Consider the following 19,187-nt stretch of genomic DNA (forward strand, 5'->3'; position numbering starts at 1 on the left):
CAAGCGTTCCGTTAGAACGAATTGAGCACGCAAGCGCTCGAAACATTGCCTTGTGATTTGCTTAACGTTATTGACCGCCTGCGTGATAAACGCACCGGCTGCCTGAAGAGGACCGCCTATGTTCGGCTTGGAGGCTCTGGATCTTGCGAGGATCCAGTTTGCATTCACCGTCTCGTTCCACATTATCTTCCCTGCCTTGTCTATCGGAATGGCGAGCTTTCTAGCCGTTCTCGAAGGACTGTGGCTCAAAACCAACGACTCTACCTATAAGGACCTGTACCACTTCTGGTTGAAGATCTTCGCGGTCTTCTTTGGAATGGGTGTAGTGTCCGGACTGGTCATGGCGTATGAGTTCGGTACCAACTGGAGCGGCTTTGTCGACTTCGCCGGTGCCGTAACGGGTCCGCTCTTGACCTACGAGGTGCTGACCGCCTTCTTTATCGAAGCGGGTTTTCTCGGGGTCATGCTGTTTGGCTGGAACCGCGTAGGACGTGGGTTGCACTTTTTGTCCACTATCATGGTGGCGATTGGCACCCTGATGTCCACGTTCTGGATTTTGTCCTCGAACAGCTGGATGCATACCCCGGCTGGGTACGAGATTGTCGATGGCCGCGTAGTGCCAGTCCATTGGCTGGAAGTAATCTTCAACCCGTCGTTCCCCTTCCGCTGGGCGCACATGACCATCGCGGCCTACCTGTCGGTGGCCTTCCTGGTCGGCGCATCGGCGGCCTGGCACCTGTTGCGTGGGAACAATAACCCGGCCATTCGCAAGATGTTCTCCATGGCCATGTGGATGGCCCTGTTCGTGGCGCCGATCCAGGCGTTCGTAGGGGATGCCCACGGTTTGAACACACTGGAGCACCAGCCAGCCAAGATCGCGGCGATCGAAGGCCACTGGGAGAATCCGCCCGGTGAGGCAACGCCGCTGATTCTGTTCGGTCTGCCGGATATGGAGCGTGAGGAAACCCGCTTCAAGGTCGAGATTCCTGTGCTGGGCAGCTTGATCCTCACGCACAGCTTTACCGAGCAGATTCCCGCACTCAAGGACTTCCCGAAAGAGGATCGTCCACCGGCGTATGTGGTGTTCTGGTCATTCCGCATCATGGTGGCTCTGGGGCTGCTCATGATTGCTGCCGGTGTGTGGAGCCTGTTCCTGCGCTGGAGACACAAGCTGTATGAAACCAAGGCCTTCCTGCGCCTGATCATGTGCATGGGGCCGGCTGGTCTGATTGCTCTGCTGGCAGGCTGGTTTACCACCGAAGTGGGTCGTCAGCCCTGGATCGTATATGGCCTCTTGCGTACCAAGGATGGTGTAGCCAATCACAGCGTGACGCAACTGAGCATCACCTTGGTCAGCTTCGTAATTGTGTATTTCGCGGTCTTTGGTATTGGTACGGTCTATGCGCTGCGCATGATTGGCAAGGGACCACATACCGGTGAAGGCGACCTTCCTACCCAGGGTGGACCGGGACACGATCGTCATCCGAAGCGCCCCCTTTCGGCTACTGATGAAGGTACCGAAAAGGCTCATTCCCATGATCAACTGACGGGGCACTGAACATGGCTTCTGGAATTGTTGGTATTGACCTCGCGCTGATCTGGGCGGTGGTCATCATTTTCAGCCTGATGATGTACGTAGTCATGGACGGCTTCGATCTGGGGATTGGCATTCTCTTCCCCTTCGTGAAGGGCAAGGAAGAGCGCGATGTCATGATGAACACCGTGGCTCCGATCTGGGACGGCAACGAAACCTGGCTGGTGTTGGGAGGGGCCGGGTTGTACGGCGCCTTCCCGCTCGCATATGGCGTCATTCTGCCGGCCCTCTACCTGCCGCTGATCTTCATGTTGATCGGCCTGATCTTCCGTGGCGTAGCCTTTGAGTTCCGCTTCAAGGTGCAGGAAGGCAAAGAAGGGCTCTGGGACAAGTCCTTTATCTTCGGCTCGCTCTTGGCAACCTTCTGTCAGGGGGTCGCGCTGGGTGCCTTCATCGACGGTTTCCATGTGGAGAATCGTCAGTATGCCGGTGGCTCGCTGGACTGGCTGACGCCTTTTTCGGTGTTCTGTGGTTTTGGCCTGATCGCTGCCTACGCACTGCTGGGCAGTACTTGGCTGATCATGAAAACCGAAGGCCCGCTACAGGCTTCCATGCGTCGCATGACCAAGCCGCTGGTGCTGTTGTTGCTGCTGTTCATAGTAGCCGTCAGCCTGTGGACGCCGCTGTCCCATGACGCCATCTCCCAGCGCTGGTTCACCATGCCGAACCTGTTCTGGTTCCTGCCTGTGCCAATTCTCGTGCTGGTAACAGTCGTGTTCCTGCTGCGCGCGATCCTGAAGGAAGAGGCTCATGTATCTCCCTTCGTACTAACGCTGATCCTAATCTTCCTGGGCTATAGCGGCCTGGGCATCAGCCTGTGGCCGAACATCATCCCGCCGGCGATTTCGATCTGGGAAGCCTCGTCGCCACCGCAGAGCCAGCTGTTCCTGCTCATCGGTACGCTGTTCATCATCCCGATCACATTGATGTACACGGCGTGGGGCTACTACGTGTTCCGCGGTAAGGTTCGTACAGGCGAGGGGTATCATTGATCATGGCCGGCAAAGAGCGTGAACCCAATCCAGCTGACAACCAACCGCTGATCAAGCGTCTCGGCTGGATGGTCCTGATTTGGGCCTGCAGTATCGTGGCCCTGGGCATTGTGTCCTACGGGCTGCGGCTGGTCATGACTGCCGCCGGCCTTAAATCCTGATACACCAGACCCCGGCACTCGCCGGGGTCTTATTTTGTCCGTTTCTCCAGGCAGATTGTCCGCTTGCACGGTAGGCTTTCATCTACGCTATCTGTCTTACCGTTTTGGAGACACGTCCATGGAAAGCAGACCCCCATTGCCACCCTTTACGCAGGAAACTGCACGCCAAAAGGTCCGCGCAGCGGAAGATGGCTGGAATGGCCGCGATCCCCACAAGGTTGCACAGGCCTATAGCAACGACAGTGTCTGGCGTAACCGGGCCGAGTTCATCAAGGGACGCGAAGCCATCGTGGATTTTCTCACGCGCAAGTGGCAGCGCGAGCTTGATTACCGGCTGATCAAGGAGCTATGGGCCCATGAGGGCAACCGGATCGCCGTACGCTTCGCCTATGAATGGCATGACGATTCCGGCAACTGGTTTCGCGCCTATGGCAATGAGAACTGGGCGTTCAATGAGCAAGGGCTCATGGTGGAGCGGCATGCCAGCATCAACGATCTGCCGATCACCGAGGCCGAGCGCCTGTTCCGCTGGCCGCAGGGACGTCGACCGGATGATCATCCAGGACTGAGTGATTTGGGACTTTAACGACAGATCACTAGGCGTTGCGGCTGCGCTTTCTTACACTGGCACTCCTTTGTAAGCAGCGAAGCCGCCCATGCCCGAGACATGCTCCCCTGAAGTCCTGCAAACCCTGCTTGATCGTGTTGCCCAGGAGGCACGGCAAGACATGGGAGAAGGCAAGGTTGCTGACTATATCCCGGCACTGGCCCAGGTAGAACCCGATCAATTCGGGATTGCCCTATGCGATGTAGAGGGTCGAGTCTTCCAGGCGGGGGCAGGGGATACACCGTTTTCCATCCAGTCCATTTCCAAGGTGCTCAACCTGGTCATTGCCATGCAGCGGCTGCCGGAAGAGGACATCTGGACGCGTGTAGGCCGGGAGCCCTCCGGTCAGGCGTTCAACTCCATCGTACAGCTGGAAGTGGAGCGGGGCGTCCCGCGCAATCCCTTCATCAATGCCGGTGCGTTGCTGGTAACCGATATCCTGGTGTCGCGCATCATGTCCATCCAATACCTGATGCGCGAACAGGCGCGGCGGTTAAGTGCCAATCCGACCATCAACTTCGATACGCGGGTGGCGCGTTCAGAGATGGATCACAAGGCGCGTAACGCTGCACTGGCCTACCTCATGAAGGCTTATGGAAACCTGCATGGCGAAGTAGATGAGGTGCTGGAAACCTATTTCCATGGCTGTGCGCTGTCCATGAGCTGTGTGGATGTAGCCCGCGCGTTCGCCTTTCTGGCTCACCGGGGCATCAATCCCCACGATGGGAGCGAGGTATTGTCGCCTCAGCAGACGCGGCAGCTCAACGCATTACTGTTGACGTGCGGCCTGTATGACGCCGCGGGGGATTTTGCCTGGCGCGTCGGGCTGCCCGGCAAGAGCGGCGTGGGTGGCGGTATTGTGGCCATCGTTCCCGGCCGCATGAGCATTTGCGTCTGGTCGCCCCGCCTGGACAGCTACGGCAATTCCGTTGCCGGTCTGCGTGCCCTGGAGCGACTCGTGGATGGCCTGGGTGTCGCTCCACTGGGCTAAAGGACCGGCGAGAACAGTCGGGCTACCCGCATGGCTGCCTTGTGCAGGCGCCGAACATTGGCATTGTCCTTGGGCGTTAGCTCGACCGACTTGGAGAAGTCGACTTCCAACATCGAGCGCACTTCCCAGGCGAAGTCAGTATCCACGGTCATGACCATGATCTCGAAATTCAGCCGGAACGAGCGATTATCCAGATTGGCGCTACCGATGGCGGAAACCTCTTCATCGATCAGCACCACCTTCTGATGTAGAAAGCCTGGTTGATAACTGAAGACTCGAATGCCCGCATCCACCGCCTTGAAGGCATATAGGTAGGATGCGGCGTACACGACCTTGTGATCCGGGCGTGACGGCAGAAGGATGCGCACATCGACGCCGCGTAGAGCGGCCAAGTGCAGTGCGGCTGAGACGGCCTCATCAGGGATGAAGTAGGGCGTTGTGATCCAGATTCGCCGCTGCGCCGAGTGAATCGCCTCGACAAAAAACAGCGAGCAGGTCTCCTGATCGTCCGCCGGACCGCTGGCAACCACCTGGCACAGCATGCCGCCATCCTCATAACGTTCAGGCAGCACCAGGGTTGGAAGCTTTTTGGTCACCCAGAACCAGTCCTGGGCAAAGGTTTCCTGCAGGGTCGCCAGAGCGGGCCCACGAATTTCGATATGGGTGTCACGCCAGGGAGCCAACGGTGGCTTGTGCCCCAGGTATTCCTCACCCACGTTGTGTCCGCCGACAAATCCTACTTCACCATCCACCACAACGATCTTGCGGTGATTGCGGAAGTTGACCTGAAAGCGGTTGATCAGTCCTCGGCGGTTGCTGAATGCCTTGACCTGCACGCCTGCCTCACGAAGCTTTGACACGTAGCTCCGCGGCAGGGCATGGCTGCCAATGGCATCGTAAAGGAGAAACACCTCGACACCCTCCCTGGCCCGCTCGATCAGCGTGTTTTGCAGTGCCCGGCCAAGAGCGTCGTCATGAATGATGAAGAACTGCACCAGCACGACCTGCCGGGCTTCCCGAATAGCGCCCAGAATGGCGCTGAAGGTTTCCGATCCGTTGACCAGAAGACGCACCTTGTTGCTGGCTACACAGGGGGTGCGGGTCAGCGCCGTCATGGCTTTGAGCTTGCGGTTTGCCGCGCTGCATTGCTGGGCAGCCAGGGCCTCAGCGATCCACGGGCGCCAGTTCAGCTCGGCAGCAACGCGGGCCATCTCTTCATCGGCCTGTCGGCGCGCCTTTACATAACCATCGAAACGACGCCGACCAAAAACCAGATAAGGCAACAGGCTCAGAAACGGCATGAAGACCAATGCAATGGCCCAAGCCATGGCGCCCTGAGCCGTACGAACGGTGATGACGGCATGGATAGCCGCCAGAACGCCGCAGATCTCTATCAAAATGGCAAAGATGTGAAGATCGAAAGGTAACCCTGGCACGTAAGATCCCATCCGGTGCGTATATTCGTCCTGTCAGTAGGCAAAAGGCATCACCTGGCGCCTATCTTAAAACGGTGGCGACCCAGCCTAGGCGGAATCATCCAGTCTGGATACTGCTCTGAGGCACGTTACCCGCTATGCCAGCCTGCTTGAATAAGGTCTGGCATAGGGCATAGCATCACGCTCAGTTAGCTTCGACCGCACGCAGCACCACGAATTTCGGGGTGGCAGCAACCTGTTCTACGCGCTTGAAGAGCCGCTTGAGCTTGAGGTGATAACCGAGGTGGCGATTGCCGACGATCCAGAGTTCACCCTGGTGGTCGAGAGCAGCACGCGCCTGTTGAAACATCCGCCAGGCCAGAAAGTCCCCCACCACCTGTTGCTGGTGAAACGGTGGGTTGCATAGGACTACATCCAACGAGCGAGCCGGTTGGCTGGCCAGCCCATCATCGGCGCGCAACGTGACGGGACGATCACCCAGGGCGGCACGCCAGTTTTCATGTGCCGACTGGATCGCCATATAGGACTCATCTACCAGCGTGTACTGCGCTTGGGGATTGGTCAGTGCACTGGTGATGGCCAATACGCCATTGCCGCAGCCCAGGTCGGCCACGCGTGCATTGCCCAAGTCAGTAGGCAGATGTGGAAGAAAGGCGCGTGTCCCGATATCGAGCCCTTCTCGGCAGAACACGTTGGCGTGATTGATCAGTGTCAGCGCTGGGTCGTCCAGTCGGTAGCGGGTCGGGTAGGGTGAGGCTATCCGCTCCCTGGGTTCGGGGGTGGCAAACAGCAGGCGCGCCTTCTTGACTGCCAGCGATGCCTGGACACTGCCGATATGACGCTCCAGCAGATCTCCTGCCGCACGCGGCAGATGCTTGATCATGGCTGCTGCGATGACTCGCGCACCCGGTGCCAGCTGATCATGCAGGCGAATCAGCTGCTCCTCCAGCAAGGCCAGGGTTTTTGGAATACGGATCAGCACCAGGTCAAAGGGGCCTTTAACCGGCTCGCTGGATGGCACGAATAGCACCCGACCATCACGTCCGTTGCGCTGCAGGTTATCGTTAAGCGCGAGGGCTGCAAGGTGGGAATCTCCACTGGAAACAACGTGACCCTGATCAGCCAGGCTTGCTGCCAGGGCGCCGAAGCTATCGTTTAACACCAGAATTCGGGCGTTGTCTGGCAGGCCCTGTTCGGCCAGATGATTAAGCAGGTATTCATCCGCCGCATCGAAAGCCTGTAACGGATCGTCCCGGCGGGGTGGCTGGCGGTGCAGGTCAAGCTGGGCAAAGGGTGTGGACAGTAGAACCATGGCAGAAGATCGGAGCTGACGACAAAGGCGTCAGTGTAGGGGAGCGGCATTGCTTATGCTGCTCTTTTCTCTGGATGCCGGCTGAACGCGCCGGGCGTCTGGCGGGTCGAACAGACGTTTTGCGGGCTCAGGATGACAGGTCAGCCCGCGTTTACCACCCCTCAGGAGGCATCATGGTGGCTAACCCATTCGATTTGTCAGGCAAGGTCGCGATCATCACCGGGTGTGATGCCGGATTGGGAAGGAGCATGTGTGTAGCTCTGGCCAGTGCCGGTTGCGATATTGTTGGGATCAGCCGGCGCGAACCCCATGAGACGCAAAGTGAAGTAGAGGCCAAGGGCCGGCGATTCGTGAGCATCCGGGCAGATCTCAGCGCCACGGATGCGGTGCCCTTTATTGTGGATGAGGCGCTACAGGCTTTTGGTCGTATCGATATCCTGGTCAACAATGCCGGAACGATCCGGCGTGAGGATGCACTGAATTTCACCGAAAAAGATTGGGATGATGTCATGGGCGTCAACCTCAAGACGGTGTTCTTTCTTTCTCAAGCCGTGGCGCGTCAATTCATAGCGCAGCAGGGCGGCGGCAAAATCATCAATATCGCTTCGATGCTGTCTTTCCAGGGCGGCATCCGTGTCCCATCCTACACAGCCTCCAAGAGTGGCTTAATGGGGCTGACCAAGGCGCTGGCCAACGAGTGGGCCAAGCACGGTATCAACGTCAATGGCATTGCGCCCGGCTATATGGTAACGAACAACACGGCAGCCTTGCGTGCCGATGAGCAGCGCAACGCAGAAATCCTGGGGCGCATTCCGGCAGGTCGCTGGGGCGAGCCAATCGACCTGGCAGGGCCTGTGGTGTTTCTGGCGTCGTCTGCCTCGGATTATGTCCACGGTCATACTCTGGCCGTGGACGGTGGTTGGCTGGCGCGTTAGTCCGGCCGGTTATACCTACAGTTTGTCCGTTGAAAACCAGTGCCGGGCTTGTTTTCATGACAGCCTGATATCGGCCCGGAAAACGAGGTAGCCCAGCATGACCGCCAGTGACGAGAAATACACCCGCCAGACCATCACGGAGGTGTGGCCCTGGGCCGATAACCTGTTCAGCCTGCGTACGACGCGTGATCCGCGCTTTCGCTTCAGTGCCGGCCAGTTTGCCCGCCTGGGTGTCGAAAAGGCAGACGGCGAAATCGTCTGGCGTGCCTATTCAATGGTCTCAGCGCCTCATGACGAATTTCTGGAGTTCTTTTCCATCGTCGTGCCTGGCGGAGCCTTTACCAGCGAGCTGAGTCGCCTCAAGCCGGGTGATACGTTGCTGGTGGAAAAGCAGCCCTATGGGTATCTCACCCTGGAGCGCTTTACCGGCGGACGCGATTTATGGCTGTTATCCACCGGTACGGGATTGGCACCGTTTCTGTCCATGCTTCAGGAGCCGGATGTCTGGCAGCGGTATGAGCGTATCGTGCTGGTGTATAGCGTCCGGGAAGCAAAGGACCTGGCCTATCAGGAAATGATTAAGGGGCTGGCGGAGCTGGAGTACCTGGAAGGGGTTGCACAGAAGCTGATCTATATTCCTGTTGTAACCCGTGAGGATCATCCCGGCGCGCTGAGGGGGCGAATCACGACCCTGATCGAAAACGGTGAGCTGGAGAAGGCCGCAGGGCTTGAGCTTTCAACAGAGCACTCCCGCATCCTGATCTGTGGTAATCCTGAAATGGTAGATGACACGCGAGCCGTGCTCAAGGCACGTGATTTCCAGCTGGCCCTGACGCGCCGGCCTGGACAGATCGCGGTAGAAAATTACTGGTAAAAGATGCGAATGGGGCCCGCAAGGGCCCTATTTGTAGCGAACAGTCACGAAGAGGTCGGAGGGTCATTACGTGTGACGGTGGCCTCAGGCTTCTGGCTTTGTTCCTTGAGCAGGTCGCGAATTTCAGTCAGCAGTACTTGATCCTTGGTAGGGCCGGCCGCTGCCTTCTTTTCCTCATGCAGGCGCAGTCGATTCAGAACCTTGATGGCGCTGAAAATGGCGAATGCAATGATAATGAAGTCGAAGATCGATTGCAGGAACTTGCCGTAAGATAGCAGTACTGCCGGTTTATCGCCTTGGGCAGCCTGCAGCGTAATGGCGAGGTGCGAAAAGTCCACGCCACCTAAAAGAATCCCGAGAGGTGGGGTAATCACATCGGCAACGAATGATGACACGATCTTGCCGAAAGCGCCGCCAATGATGATACCAACAGCCAGATCGACGACGTTGCCCCTCATGGCGAACGATTTGAATTCGCTGAAAAAGCTCATAAGCACTCCTTTTGCGGTGGAATGGTAGTGACGCCATCGCTAACGTCTCGGGCACTTTGAACCGCAAAAACGTCTGGTTGTTTCGAAATGCTTCCTGAAAAAGTGTGCTGCCTCTCGTTGCTGCACTTTGCCGAACGGCTGCGGTCCACCATATGGATGGGCTGAAAGGCTCAAGATATTCAACCTGCCTCAGGAGGTCACACATGGTTGCCGAGCACAACTTGCACAAGGATTTTCCAGACAAGGTTCAGAAGTTTGAAGAGCTGCGCCAGAACAATCCAGAGTTTGCCAAGCTGATCGAGCAATACGATGCGCTGGATCAGGAGATCCTGGAAATCGAAGGGATGGTCGAGAACAGTGGCGATGAGGAATTGAATCGATGCCGACGAGAACGCGTCGTGATCAAGGACAAGATCGCACGCGAGCTGCAAGGTAGCTGATCAGCTCTAGGCCGCTGCCCCTGCGTAGCGGCCATAACTTAAAACGCTTGGCTTGGGTATTGATTCTGCTAATAGCGGAACAAAAGGTATTCAATTTAGCGAAGCGGTCCGGGTTCCTTACTCTTTACGTGCTTGGAACAGAGCACTTAAAAAAGAGAGGAACCCAACAATGTCCATTCGGACCTTTTCCGGATATGCCCTGAATCTGCTTGCAGCGGGCATCCTGTCTGCCACAGTCGCTTCGGCGGCCTATGCAGGTACCCTGACGCGTGACAACGGTGCGCCAGTCGGAGACAACCAGAACTCCCAGACCGCTGGAGCCACAGGCCCGACGCTCCTGCAGGACGTGCAACTGGTACAAAAGCTTCAGCGCTTTGACCGTGAGCGTATTCCAGAGCGTGTCGTTCACGCGCGTGGCGCGGGTGCCCACGGAGAGTTCGTCGCCTCGGCCGACGTTTCTGACCTGACCAAGGCCAAGGTTTTCCGCCCAGGCGAGAAAACACCGGTCTTCGTACGTTTCTCTGCGGTGATCCATGGTAATCACTCACCGGAAACCCTGCGCGACCCGCGCGGCTTTGCCACCAAGTTCTACACTGCTGACGGCAACTGGGATCTGGTAGGCAACAACTTCCCAACATTCTTCATCCGTGACGCCATCAAGTTCCCGGACATGGTTCATGCGTTCAAGCCTGACCCACGTACCAACCTGGATGACCCGCGTCGTACGTTCGACTTCTTCTCTCACATTCCGGAAGCGACCCGTACCCTGACCGAGCTGTACTCCAATGAAGGTACACCGGCCAGCTACCGCACCATGGATGGCAATGGCGTACATGCCTACAAGTTCGTCAATGCCAAGGGTGAAGTTCACTATGTGAAGTTCCACTGGAAGAGCTTGCAGTCCGGCAAGAAGAACCTGGATCCGAAGGAAGTGGCCGAAGTTCAGAGCAAGGACTACAGCCATCTGACCCGCGATCTGGCCAACGCCATCGACAAGGGCGACTACCCGAAGTGGGACCTGTACGTTCAGGTGCTCAACCCGGAAGATCTGCCCAAGTTCGACTTTGACCCGCTGGATGCCACCAAGATCTGGCCGGGCGTGCCCGAGCGCAAGATTGGTCAGATGGTCCTGAACAAGAACCCGGACAACTTCTTCCAGGAAACCGAGCAGGTTGCCATGGCGCCTGCCAACGTTGTGCCTGGCATTGAGCCCTCCGAGGATCGTCTGCTTCAGGGGCGTGTGTTCTCCTACGCCGATACGCAGCTCTATCGCGTTGGCACCAATGGTCTGCAGTTGCCGATCAACAAGCCTCACGTAGAGGTGAACAACGGCAACCAGGACGGAGCGATGAACATCGGCCACACGGCGACCTCCGTGAACTACCAGCCGAGCCGCCTGCAGCCGCGTGAGGAAGACACTTCCGCACGTTACAGCCAGCTGCCGCTGTCCGGTACGACCCAGCAGGCCAAGATCCAGCGCGAGCAGAACTTCAAGCAGGCGGGTGATCTGTATCGCTCCTACAGCAAGAAGGAGCGTCAGGACCTGATCGAAAGCCTGGGCGGTGATCTGCGTGTTGTGGATGACGAAAGCAAAAACATGATGCTGGCGTACTTCTACAAGGCTGACGCGGAATATGGCGAAGGCTTGACCAAGGTGGCCAAAGGCGACCTCAAGCGCGTCAAGGAAGTGGCCGCGACCCTCAAGGACTGATGTCCTCCGGGCAGGCTAATCCTGCCCGTGCTCCCTTGTCGGCTTGCCTGCCTGGATAGGCAAGCCTGACAAATTGCCTGGCGAGTGTCCACGCCAGCCGGGTAACCATAGACAGTGCACAAGCCAGATCATGCCCAATGCCGCTCGCGCACGGGCAGCCCTGACCGCGAGAGAACACGCTATGCGCTTATTTTTTCTTGGCATTACGATGCTTTCCCTCACCAGCACATTGGTATTGGCTGATCCGCCACCTGAGGCGTCGGTAGCCGAGCCGGCTGCAGTCGAGGCGAAAACACCTGATCAGCCCTCACCCGACGCGGTAAAGGCACAGCTCAAAAGCTATTTCTTCGATGCGGCCCGTGATGGCCGTCAGGAGATGCTGGAAGAGTTCATCAAGGCTCATTATGACCTCAATACCCAGGATGAAAAAGGCTACACTGCCTTGATTCTGGCGGCCTACCATGGCCACAAGGAAGCCGTCGAGCAGCTGCTGGCTGCAGGCGCAGACCCTTGCATACAGGACAACCGAGGCAATACCGCATTGATGGGCGCCATCTTCAAAGGGGAGATTACCATTGCCCACCGCCTGGTTCAGGCCACGTGCAACCCCGACCAGCGTAACAATGCCGGCCAGACGGCCGCCATGTACGCTGCGCTTTTTCAACGCAAGAGTGTGCTGGACGATCTGGCGGCCAAGGGCGCAGACCTTAATGCCAGGGATGCGATGGGCAACGATGTCGAAAAGCTCAAGCGCGGTGAATTCAGCCAGCCCCCGACCCGTTGACCCTAGCGCTGCAACAGATCTTGGACTGGAAACGCGAATCGAGTTAACTGTAAATTCATACAGTGGTGTATAATCAGGCTTTGTTTTCAGGAGCCTGGAATGGCCAAAGCCAAGCGCATGTACGGCTGCACAGAGTGCGGCGCAACGTTTCCCAAATGGGCAGGGCAGTGTGGCGAGTGCGGCGCCTGGAACACGCTTGTCGAAACGGTTGTCGAGTCGGCAGCCGGTGCCTCCGGCCGTGGCGGCTGGGCGGGCCAGCAGACCGTGCTCAAGACATTGGCCGAGGTCAGCGTTGAGGAAACTCCACGCTTCACTACAGACTCCACAGAGCTGGACCGCGTATTGGGTGGTGGCTTGGTCGATGGGTCGGTTGTGCTGATCGGCGGTGATCCAGGCATTGGTAAATCCACCATTTTGCTACAGACGCTTTGCCGCATTGCCGAGCGTATGCCAGCACTTTATGTGACAGGCGAAGAGTCCCAGCAACAGGTGGCCATGCGGGCCCGGCGCCTTGGGCTGCCGGAAGACAAACTCAAGGTCATGACCGAGACGAGCATCGAGAGCATCATTGCCGCGGCACGTCAGGAAAAGCCGCGGGTCATGGTAGTGGACTCCATCCAGACCATTTTTACTGAGCATCTCCAATCCGCACCGGGTGGCGTTGCCCAGGTGCGTGAAAGCGCGGCACTTCTGGTGCGTTTTGCCAAACAGACCGGAACGGCTGTGTTTTTGGTCGGACATGTGACGAAGGAAGGTGCCCTGGCGGGTCCGCGCGTGCTTGAGCACATGGTGGACACTGTTCTGTATTTCGAGGGCGAATCGGATGGCCGTCTGCGTTTGCTTCGGGCAGTGAAAAACCGCTTCGGTGCTGTAAATGAGCTGGGTGTTTTCGGAATGACCGATAAAGGCCTGAAGGAAGTATCCAACCCGTCGGCCATTTTTCTGACCCGTGCACAAGAGGCCGTGCCAGGCAGTGTGGTCATGGCGACTTGGGAAGGCTCTCGACCAATGCTGGTTGAGGTGCAGGCGCTGGTCGATACCAGTCACTTGGCCAACCCGCGTCGGGTGACGGTCGGTCTCGATCAGAACCGTCTGGCCATGCTGTTGGCCGTACTGCACCGCCATGGCGGCATTCCCACCTATGACCAGGACGTGTTTATAAATGTCGTTGGCGGTGTGAAGGTGTTGGAAACAGCTGTGGACCTGGCCTTGATGGCAGCGGTTATCTCCAGCCTACGTGACCGCCCCTTGCCCCACGACCTGCTGGTCTTTGGCGAGATCGGTCTTTCGGGTGAGATTCGTCCAGTGCCCAGTGGACAGGAGCGCTTGAAGGAAGCCGCCAAGCATGGCTTCAAGCGCGCCATCGTACCTAAAGGCAATGCGCCCAAGGAGGCACCCGCTGGTCTTGAAGTGGTCGCAGTGACCCGTCTTGACCAGGCGCTGGATGCCTTATTCGAGTAAGCCGCCTGGGTCAGTCCTTGCCAAGGGCCGCCAGTTCGCGCTCAAGCAGGGACTGGTCGCCCAGGTTGAGCTCGACCAGACGGCGCAGGTGGCTGATGGAGTCGAGATCGATCTGCTGGCAGGCAAAGCCCAGCTGTTCGGCTTCTAGCCGTACCAGTTCGGCGCTCATCTCGACCTGTGTTTCCGCGTCCAGTGTAATGACGATCTGGAAGGGCACCTCCTGACGGCCGCTCCAGTCGTCAGGCTTTTGTGTCAGTAATCCCTTCAGGGAAATGTCGTTGACCAGCGCTGTCCAGTGCTGTTCGCCCTGTTGAATCCGCGCCGTGGCGTCAAACGCGAAGCGCTTGAAACGCCGACGTTCGGTTGAATCAGTCATGTCGCTACTCCTGAATGCGATAGAGGTGACTTCACCTCATTCTATCGGCCCAAGGCGCGGCGTCTAAAGTATTGCCGCTTAGCGTTACAGCTTAGTCAACGAACGGCAGGTTGTTCGACAAAAGGTCCGGGCTTGGTCTGCTGATGCAAGCGGGTGTCGGCATGACTATCCGGCATCTGCCTTCTGCGGTATGAATATTCAAATGACCACTACAAACCAAACGCTCTAGACCAAGGTCTGATGGCGGAATTGCTAGCTTGAACTAAGCTTGAGCGGCAGCTTCTTTGTCCGTTTGTCATGGAGCCTTTATGAATAATAACAAGAGTGTATTCCGCCACGTGCCCTGGGCCGTGGTCGCGGCTGTAGGGGCTTGCGCCTTGGGAGTGGTGGCCTTGCGCCGTGGAGAGACGATCAATGCGTTATGGATCGTCGTTGCAGCCGTCGCGCTCTATCTCGTTGCCTATCGCTATTACAGCCTGTTCATCGCTACCAAAGTCATGCAGCTGGACCCGAACCGGGCAACACCGGCTGTTCTCAATAACGATGGTCTGGACTACGTACCGACCAACAAGCACATACTGTTCGGTCACCATTTCGCTGCCATTGCAGGCGCAGGCCCGCTGGTCGGCCCGGTACTTGCCGCGCAAATGGGCTACCTACCCGGCACACTCTGGCTGATTGCCGGCGTGGTCTTTGCCGGTGCGGTCCAGGACTTCATGGTGTTGTTCATCTCCACCCGCCGTAACGGCCGCTCGCTGGGCGAGATGGTCCGCGAGGAGATGGGGCAGATACCGGGAACCATTGCCTTGTTTGGCTGCTTCCTGATCATGATCATTATCCTGGCGGTGCTGGCCCTGATTGTGGTGAAAGCGCTGGCCCACAGCCCATGGGGGATGTTTACCGTTCTGGCAACGCTGCCCATCGCGGTATTCATGGGCGTTTACATGCGTTATATCCGCCCGGGCCATATCGGTGAGATTTCTGTGGTCGGCCTGGTATTGCTTCTGGCCGCCATCTGGTTTGGTGGCGTGATTGCGGCTGATCCGGTATGGGGGCCGCGGCTCACCTTTACGGGTGAACAGATTACCTGGATGCTGATCGGCTATGGCTTCGTGGCTTCCGTGCTGCCCGTCTGGCTGCTGTTGGCGCCCCGTGATTATCTGTCGACCTTCCTTAAAATCGGCACCATCATCGCGCTGGCTATCGGTATTCTCTTCATTGCACCTGAGCTGAAGATGCCAGCTGTTACTCAGTTTGTAGACGGTACCGGCCCGGTCTGGAAGGGTAGCCTGTTCCCGTTCCTCTTTATCACCATCGCCTGTGGCGCTGTTTCCGGTTTCCACGCGCTGATCTCGTCAGGCACCACGCCCAAGCTGCTCAGCCGTGAGACAGATGCCCGTTACATTGGGTATGGCGCCATGTTGATGGAATCCTTTGTGGCGATCATGGCCATGGTGGCAGCATCGGTGATCGAGCCGGGCGTCTACTTTGCCATGAACAGTCCGGCGGCCATTGTGGGCGCCGATGCCGCAAGCGTTGCTGCCACGATCAGCTCCTGGGGCTTTGCGGTAACACCTGAGATCCTGACCCAGACCGCACAGGACATTGGCGAAACCACCATCCTGACGCGGGCCGGCGGTGCTCCCACACTGGCGGTCGGTATCGCGCAGATCCTGCATCAGGTGCTGCCGGGTGAAAACACCATGGCCTTCTGGTACCACTTCGCGATCCTGTTCGAGGCGCTCTTTATCCTGACGGCTGTTGATGCCGGAACCCGTGCGGGTCGCTTCATGCTGCAGGATTTGCTGGGCAATTTCGTACCGGCACTCAAGCGTACCGACTCCTGGATCGCCAATATGATTGGCACAGGTGGCTGCGTTGCGCTCTGGGGGTATCTGTTGTACCAGGGCGTTGTCGATCCGCTGGGCGGCATCAATACGCTCTGGCCGCTGTTCGGTATCTCCAACCAGATGCTGGCCGGTGTTGCCTTGATGTTGGGTACGGTCGTGCTGATCAAGATGAAGCGTCAGCGTTACGCCTGGGTAACTGCATTGCCGGCCGTGTGGCTGCTGATCTGCACAACCACGGCCAGTCTGATCAAGCTGTTTGACAGCAACCCGGCGGTTGGCTTCCTGGCTCAGGCGCACAAATACCGTGATGCGCTGGCGGCTGACCAGATCCTGGCACCGGCCAAGTCGGTTGAGCAGATGCAGCAGATCATGATCAACAGTTATACCAATGCGACTCTGACCGTACTGTTCCTGATCGTAGTCGCCAGCGTGCTGTTCTATACCGTGAAGGTGGGTTATGCCGCTTTGTCCAAGCCTCAGCGCACGGACAAGGAAACGCCTTTCCAACCGCTGACAAATGTCTGATGGGAGCTGCGCATGTTCAATGACCTCGCCAATCTTGGAAAGTACCTGGGGCAGGCGGCTCGCCTCATGGTCGGAATGCCGGATTACGACACCTACGTCGAGCACATGCGCGGCAAACATCCGGACCTGCCTGTCATGACCTACGAAGAGTTCTTTCGTGAGCGGCAGGAAGCGCGTTATGGTGGCGGCAAAGGCAAGACCTTCCGCTGCTGCTAAGCACGTCAAGGTGTGATTCAACCGGGCCAGGCCTTTTAGCCTGGCCCGTTTCATTTAAGGCCGCTTATATGTCTACAACCCCCATCCCTGTAACGGTTTTGACCGGCTTTCTCGGTGCTGGCAAGACAACCCTGCTGCGTTACCTGCTTGAAGGTGATCATGGCCTCAAGATCGCTGTCATCGAAAATGAGTTCAGTGAGGCCGACATTGACGGCGCCTTGCTGGGCGATAAGGCTGTACGCATCGTAAAGGTAGCCAATGGTTGCGTCTGCTGTACCGGTAGTAAAGACTTGTCCTACGCGCTGACGGTATTGCTGGAGCAGCTCGACCAGGGCGAGATCGAATTCGACCGACTGGTGATCGAGTGTACCGGCCTGGCCGATCCAGGCCCGGTTGCTCAGACCTTCTTCATGGATGAGGATCTGCGCGAACGCTATCTGCTGGATGGCATCATTACGCTGGTGGATGCTGTTCATGCCCAGGAGCAGCTATCCAGACCCATTGCCCAGGCCCAGGTGGGCTTTGCGGATCGCCTGTTGGTTAGCAAGCGCGATCTGGTGGATGAGACTGCCTTCACGGCTTTGAGCGAACGTTTGCAACGCATCAATCGAAGGGCGCCGGTTCATGTGGTGGATCATGGTCAGGTTGACCTGAGCGTCCTGTTGGATATCAGAGGGTTCAATCTGAACGATCAGCTGGATCGTCAGATGCTTTTCCGCCCGCTAACGCCGGTGCGTACCCAGAAGCCGGACAACATCACTTCGCTGGCGCTCAAGGCCGAACGTCCGCTCGATATCGACCGCGTCAGTCGCTTCATGGAAGGGGTACTTGAGCGGCACGGCAGTAATCTGCTGCGTTACAAGGGTATTCTGGATATTGCCGGAGAGCCTCGAAAGCTCTTGTTTCAGGGTGTTCAGCGGCTGTACGGCGCTGACTGGGACCGGGAGTGGGAGGAGGGCGAAGTGCGAGAAAGCGTGATCGTCTTTATTGGCATGGAATTGCCGGAGGCCGAGCTGCGCGAAGGTCTCGAGGCGGCACAAGTCTGAGGCATATGAAAAAGCCCGGCATAAGCCGGGCTTTTCGTAAGGCTTGAGCTTACTGACCGTAAACCGGCAACTTGGCGCAGATAGCCTGGACTTTTTCGCGTACGCCATCGATCACGGACTCATCGCCCATGTTATCGAGGATGTCGCAGATCCAGCCGGCCAGCTCACGGCATTCAGCTTCCTTGAAGCCGCGGGTGGTAACGGCCGGAGTACCGATACGCAGGCCCGAGGTCACGAAGGGGGAGCGGGGATCGTTCGGAACGGAGTTCTTGTTTACCGTGATGAATGCACGACCTAGAGCCGCATCGGCATCCTTACCGGTGATGTCCTGCTTGATCAAGGACAGCAGGAAAAGGTGGTTCTGAGTACCGCCAGAAACCACATCGAAGCCACGCTGGATAAACACCTCGGCCATGGCCTGGGCATTCTGGATGACCTGCTGCTGGTACTGCTTGAACTCAGGCGCCAGCGCTTCCTTAAAGCATACGGCCTTGGCGGCGATCACATGCATCAGCGGACCACCCTGGGCGCCCGGGAAGACAGCCGAGTTCAGCTTCTTCTCGATTTCCTCATTGGCCTTAGCCAGGATCAGGCCGCCACGAGGACCACGCAGGGTCTTGTGAGTCGTCGTGGTCACGACATCGGCGAACGGAACCGGGTTCGGGTAGATACCTGCAGCAACCAGACCGGCAAAGTGAGCCATGTCAACGAACAGGTAAGCGCCCACCTTGTCCGCAATTTCACGGAAGCGGGCGAAATCCAGTACCTGCGAGTATGCCGAGTAACCGGCCACGATCATCTTCGGCTTGTGCTCAACCGCCAGGCGCTCGACTTCATCGTAGTCGATCAGGCCGTTTTCATTGATACCGTACTGAACTGCGTTATAAATCTTGCCGGAAGAGCTGACGCTGGCGCCGTGGGTCAGGTGACCACCATGGGCCAGGCTCATGCCGAGGATCGTATCACCAGGCTGCAGCAGTGCCAGGTAAACCGCAGAGTTGGCCTGCGAGCCTGCGTGGGGCTGAACGTTGGCGTAGTCGGCACCAAACAGCTGCTTGGCACGGTCAATTGCCAGTTGCTCGACCTTGTCGACGAATTCGCAACCACCGTAGTAGCGCTTGTGTGGATAGCCTTCGGCGTATTTGTTGGTCAGGACAGAGCCCTGGGCTTCCATGACAGCCGGGCTGGTGTAGTTTTCCGAAGCGATCAGTTCGATGTGATCTTCCTGACGCTGGGCTTCCTGCTCCATAGCGGCATACAGATCGGCGTCGAAGCGGGCGAGGGTTAAGTCACGGCTGAACATGGGGTTCCCCTGAAAAGCGACTGGGCTAAAAGAGGGCGCATTCTATCCCAATCCACAGTGGACTGGGTATGAGCACCCGTCA

The 19,187-nt window shown here is 57.7% G+C and carries 19 protein-coding genes; 14 read left to right on the top strand and 5 right to left on the bottom strand.

Annotated features, from left to right (window positions below; all coding sequences use genetic code 11):
• Nucleotides 1-118: 118 nt before the first annotated feature.
• From JQR90_RS04080 to glsB, 5 genes are all read left to right on the top strand, one after another.
• Nucleotides 119-1,558 (top strand): cytochrome ubiquinol oxidase subunit I, encoded by a 1,440-nt coding sequence (locus JQR90_RS04080; protein WP_010797143.1) that lies wholly within the window; start codon nt 119-121, stop codon nt 1,556-1,558.
• 2 nt (nt 1,559-1,560) lie between these two features.
• Nucleotides 1,561-2,586 carry a cytochrome d ubiquinol oxidase subunit II gene (gene cydB / locus JQR90_RS04085; protein ID WP_010797144.1) on the top strand — a complete coding sequence of 342 codons (1,026 nt, stop codon included), beginning with the start codon at nt 1,561-1,563 and terminating at the stop codon, nt 2,584-2,586.
• Between the two features lie 2 nt (nt 2,587-2,588).
• Nucleotides 2,589-2,747, top strand: coding sequence for a DUF2474 domain-containing protein (locus tag JQR90_RS04090; protein ID WP_010797145.1), 159 nt, complete (start codon nt 2,589-2,591; stop codon nt 2,745-2,747).
• A 118-nt stretch (nt 2,748-2,865) separates the two neighbouring features.
• Nucleotides 2,866-3,333: a DUF1348 family protein gene (locus tag JQR90_RS04095; RefSeq protein WP_010797146.1), complete on the top strand. Its 468-nt coding sequence runs from the start codon at nt 2,866-2,868 to the stop codon at nt 3,331-3,333.
• 97 nt (nt 3,334-3,430) lie between these two features.
• The gene (gene glsB, locus JQR90_RS04100; RefSeq protein ID WP_371106380.1) at nt 3,431-4,345 is read left to right on the top strand and encodes a glutaminase B; all 915 of its coding nucleotides are present in this window, start codon (nt 3,431-3,433) and stop codon (nt 4,343-4,345) included.
• Here the strand turns inward: glsB and cls are convergent.
• Complete coding sequence (gene cls, locus JQR90_RS04105) at nt 4,342-5,781, bottom strand: cardiolipin synthase (protein WP_037030761.1); 1,440 nt, start codon at nt 5,779-5,781, stop codon at nt 4,342-4,344. The two genes, glsB and cls, sit on opposite strands and share 4 nt — an antisense overlap.
• A 184-nt stretch (nt 5,782-5,965) precedes the next feature.
• Complete coding sequence (locus JQR90_RS04110; protein ID WP_010797149.1) at nt 5,966-7,093, bottom strand: methyltransferase; 1,128 nt, start codon at nt 7,091-7,093, stop codon at nt 5,966-5,968.
• Between the two features lie 173 nt (nt 7,094-7,266).
• Between JQR90_RS04110 and kduD the strand changes: the two genes are divergently transcribed.
• Both kduD and JQR90_RS04120 read left to right on the top strand, forming a co-directional pair.
• On the top strand, nt 7,267-8,028 hold the full coding sequence (gene kduD / locus JQR90_RS04115; RefSeq protein WP_010797150.1) for a 2-dehydro-3-deoxy-D-gluconate 5-dehydrogenase KduD: 762 nt from the start codon (nt 7,267-7,269) through the stop codon (nt 8,026-8,028).
• A gap of 97 nt (nt 8,029-8,125) precedes the next feature.
• The gene (locus tag JQR90_RS04120; protein ID WP_122043394.1) at nt 8,126-8,902 is read left to right on the top strand and encodes a ferredoxin--NADP reductase; all 777 of its coding nucleotides are present in this window, start codon (nt 8,126-8,128) and stop codon (nt 8,900-8,902) included.
• 44 nt (nt 8,903-8,946) lie between these two features.
• Here JQR90_RS04120 and mscL read toward each other — a convergent pair whose 3' ends face one another.
• Nucleotides 8,947-9,393, bottom strand: coding sequence for a large-conductance mechanosensitive channel protein MscL (gene mscL, locus JQR90_RS04125; protein ID WP_010797152.1), 447 nt, complete (start codon nt 9,391-9,393; stop codon nt 8,947-8,949).
• 203 nt (nt 9,394-9,596) lie between these two features.
• On the opposite strand from mscL, the gene JQR90_RS04130 reads away from it, so the two are divergent.
• The 4 genes from JQR90_RS04130 (at nt 9,597) to radA (ending at nt 13,789) form a co-directional block, all read left to right on the top strand.
• A complete protein-coding gene (locus JQR90_RS04130) occupies nt 9,597-9,833 on the top strand; it encodes a YdcH family protein (RefSeq protein WP_010797153.1) in 237 nt (78 codons plus the stop codon).
• Nucleotides 9,834-10,002: 169 nt separating this feature from the next.
• Nucleotides 10,003-11,544 (top strand): catalase, encoded by a 1,542-nt coding sequence (locus tag JQR90_RS04135; RefSeq protein ID WP_010797154.1) that lies wholly within the window; start codon nt 10,003-10,005, stop codon nt 11,542-11,544.
• Nucleotides 11,545-11,752: 208 nt separating this feature from the next.
• A complete protein-coding gene (locus JQR90_RS04140; RefSeq protein WP_208859636.1) occupies nt 11,753-12,328 on the top strand; it encodes an ankyrin repeat domain-containing protein in 576 nt (191 codons plus the stop codon).
• 99 nt (nt 12,329-12,427) lie between these two features.
• Complete coding sequence (radA, locus tag JQR90_RS04145) at nt 12,428-13,789, top strand: DNA repair protein RadA (protein ID WP_434140516.1); 1,362 nt, start codon at nt 12,428-12,430, stop codon at nt 13,787-13,789.
• Nucleotides 13,790-13,799: 10 nt separating this feature from the next.
• On the opposite strand, the gene JQR90_RS04150 is transcribed toward radA, so the two are convergent.
• The gene (locus JQR90_RS04150; RefSeq protein WP_010797157.1) at nt 13,800-14,165 is read right to left on the bottom strand and encodes a PilZ domain-containing protein; all 366 of its coding nucleotides are present in this window, start codon (nt 14,163-14,165) and stop codon (nt 13,800-13,802) included.
• A gap of 308 nt (nt 14,166-14,473) precedes the next feature.
• On the opposite strand from JQR90_RS04150, the gene JQR90_RS04155 reads away from it, so the two are divergent.
• From JQR90_RS04155 to yjiA, 3 genes are all read left to right on the top strand, one after another.
• Nucleotides 14,474-16,540 carry a carbon starvation CstA family protein gene (locus JQR90_RS04155; RefSeq protein ID WP_010797158.1) on the top strand — a complete coding sequence of 689 codons (2,067 nt, stop codon included), beginning with the start codon at nt 14,474-14,476 and terminating at the stop codon, nt 16,538-16,540.
• Between the two features lie 12 nt (nt 16,541-16,552).
• Complete coding sequence (locus JQR90_RS04160) at nt 16,553-16,756, top strand: YbdD/YjiX family protein (protein ID WP_010797159.1); 204 nt, start codon at nt 16,553-16,555, stop codon at nt 16,754-16,756.
• A 68-nt stretch (nt 16,757-16,824) separates the two neighbouring features.
• Nucleotides 16,825-17,802: a GTPase gene (yjiA, locus tag JQR90_RS04165; protein ID WP_010797160.1), complete on the top strand. Its 978-nt coding sequence runs from the start codon at nt 16,825-16,827 to the stop codon at nt 17,800-17,802.
• A gap of 49 nt (nt 17,803-17,851) precedes the next feature.
• Here yjiA and glyA read toward each other — a convergent pair whose 3' ends face one another.
• A complete protein-coding gene (glyA, locus tag JQR90_RS04170) occupies nt 17,852-19,105 on the bottom strand; it encodes a serine hydroxymethyltransferase (protein WP_010797161.1) in 1,254 nt (417 codons plus the stop codon).
• Nucleotides 19,106-19,187 lie beyond the last annotated feature (82 nt).

This window comes from Pseudomonas sp. JZ114, assembly GCF_051027705.1.
In the GTDB taxonomy this organism is placed as follows: Bacteria; Pseudomonadota; Gammaproteobacteria; order Pseudomonadales; family Pseudomonadaceae; genus Chryseomonas; species Chryseomonas luteola.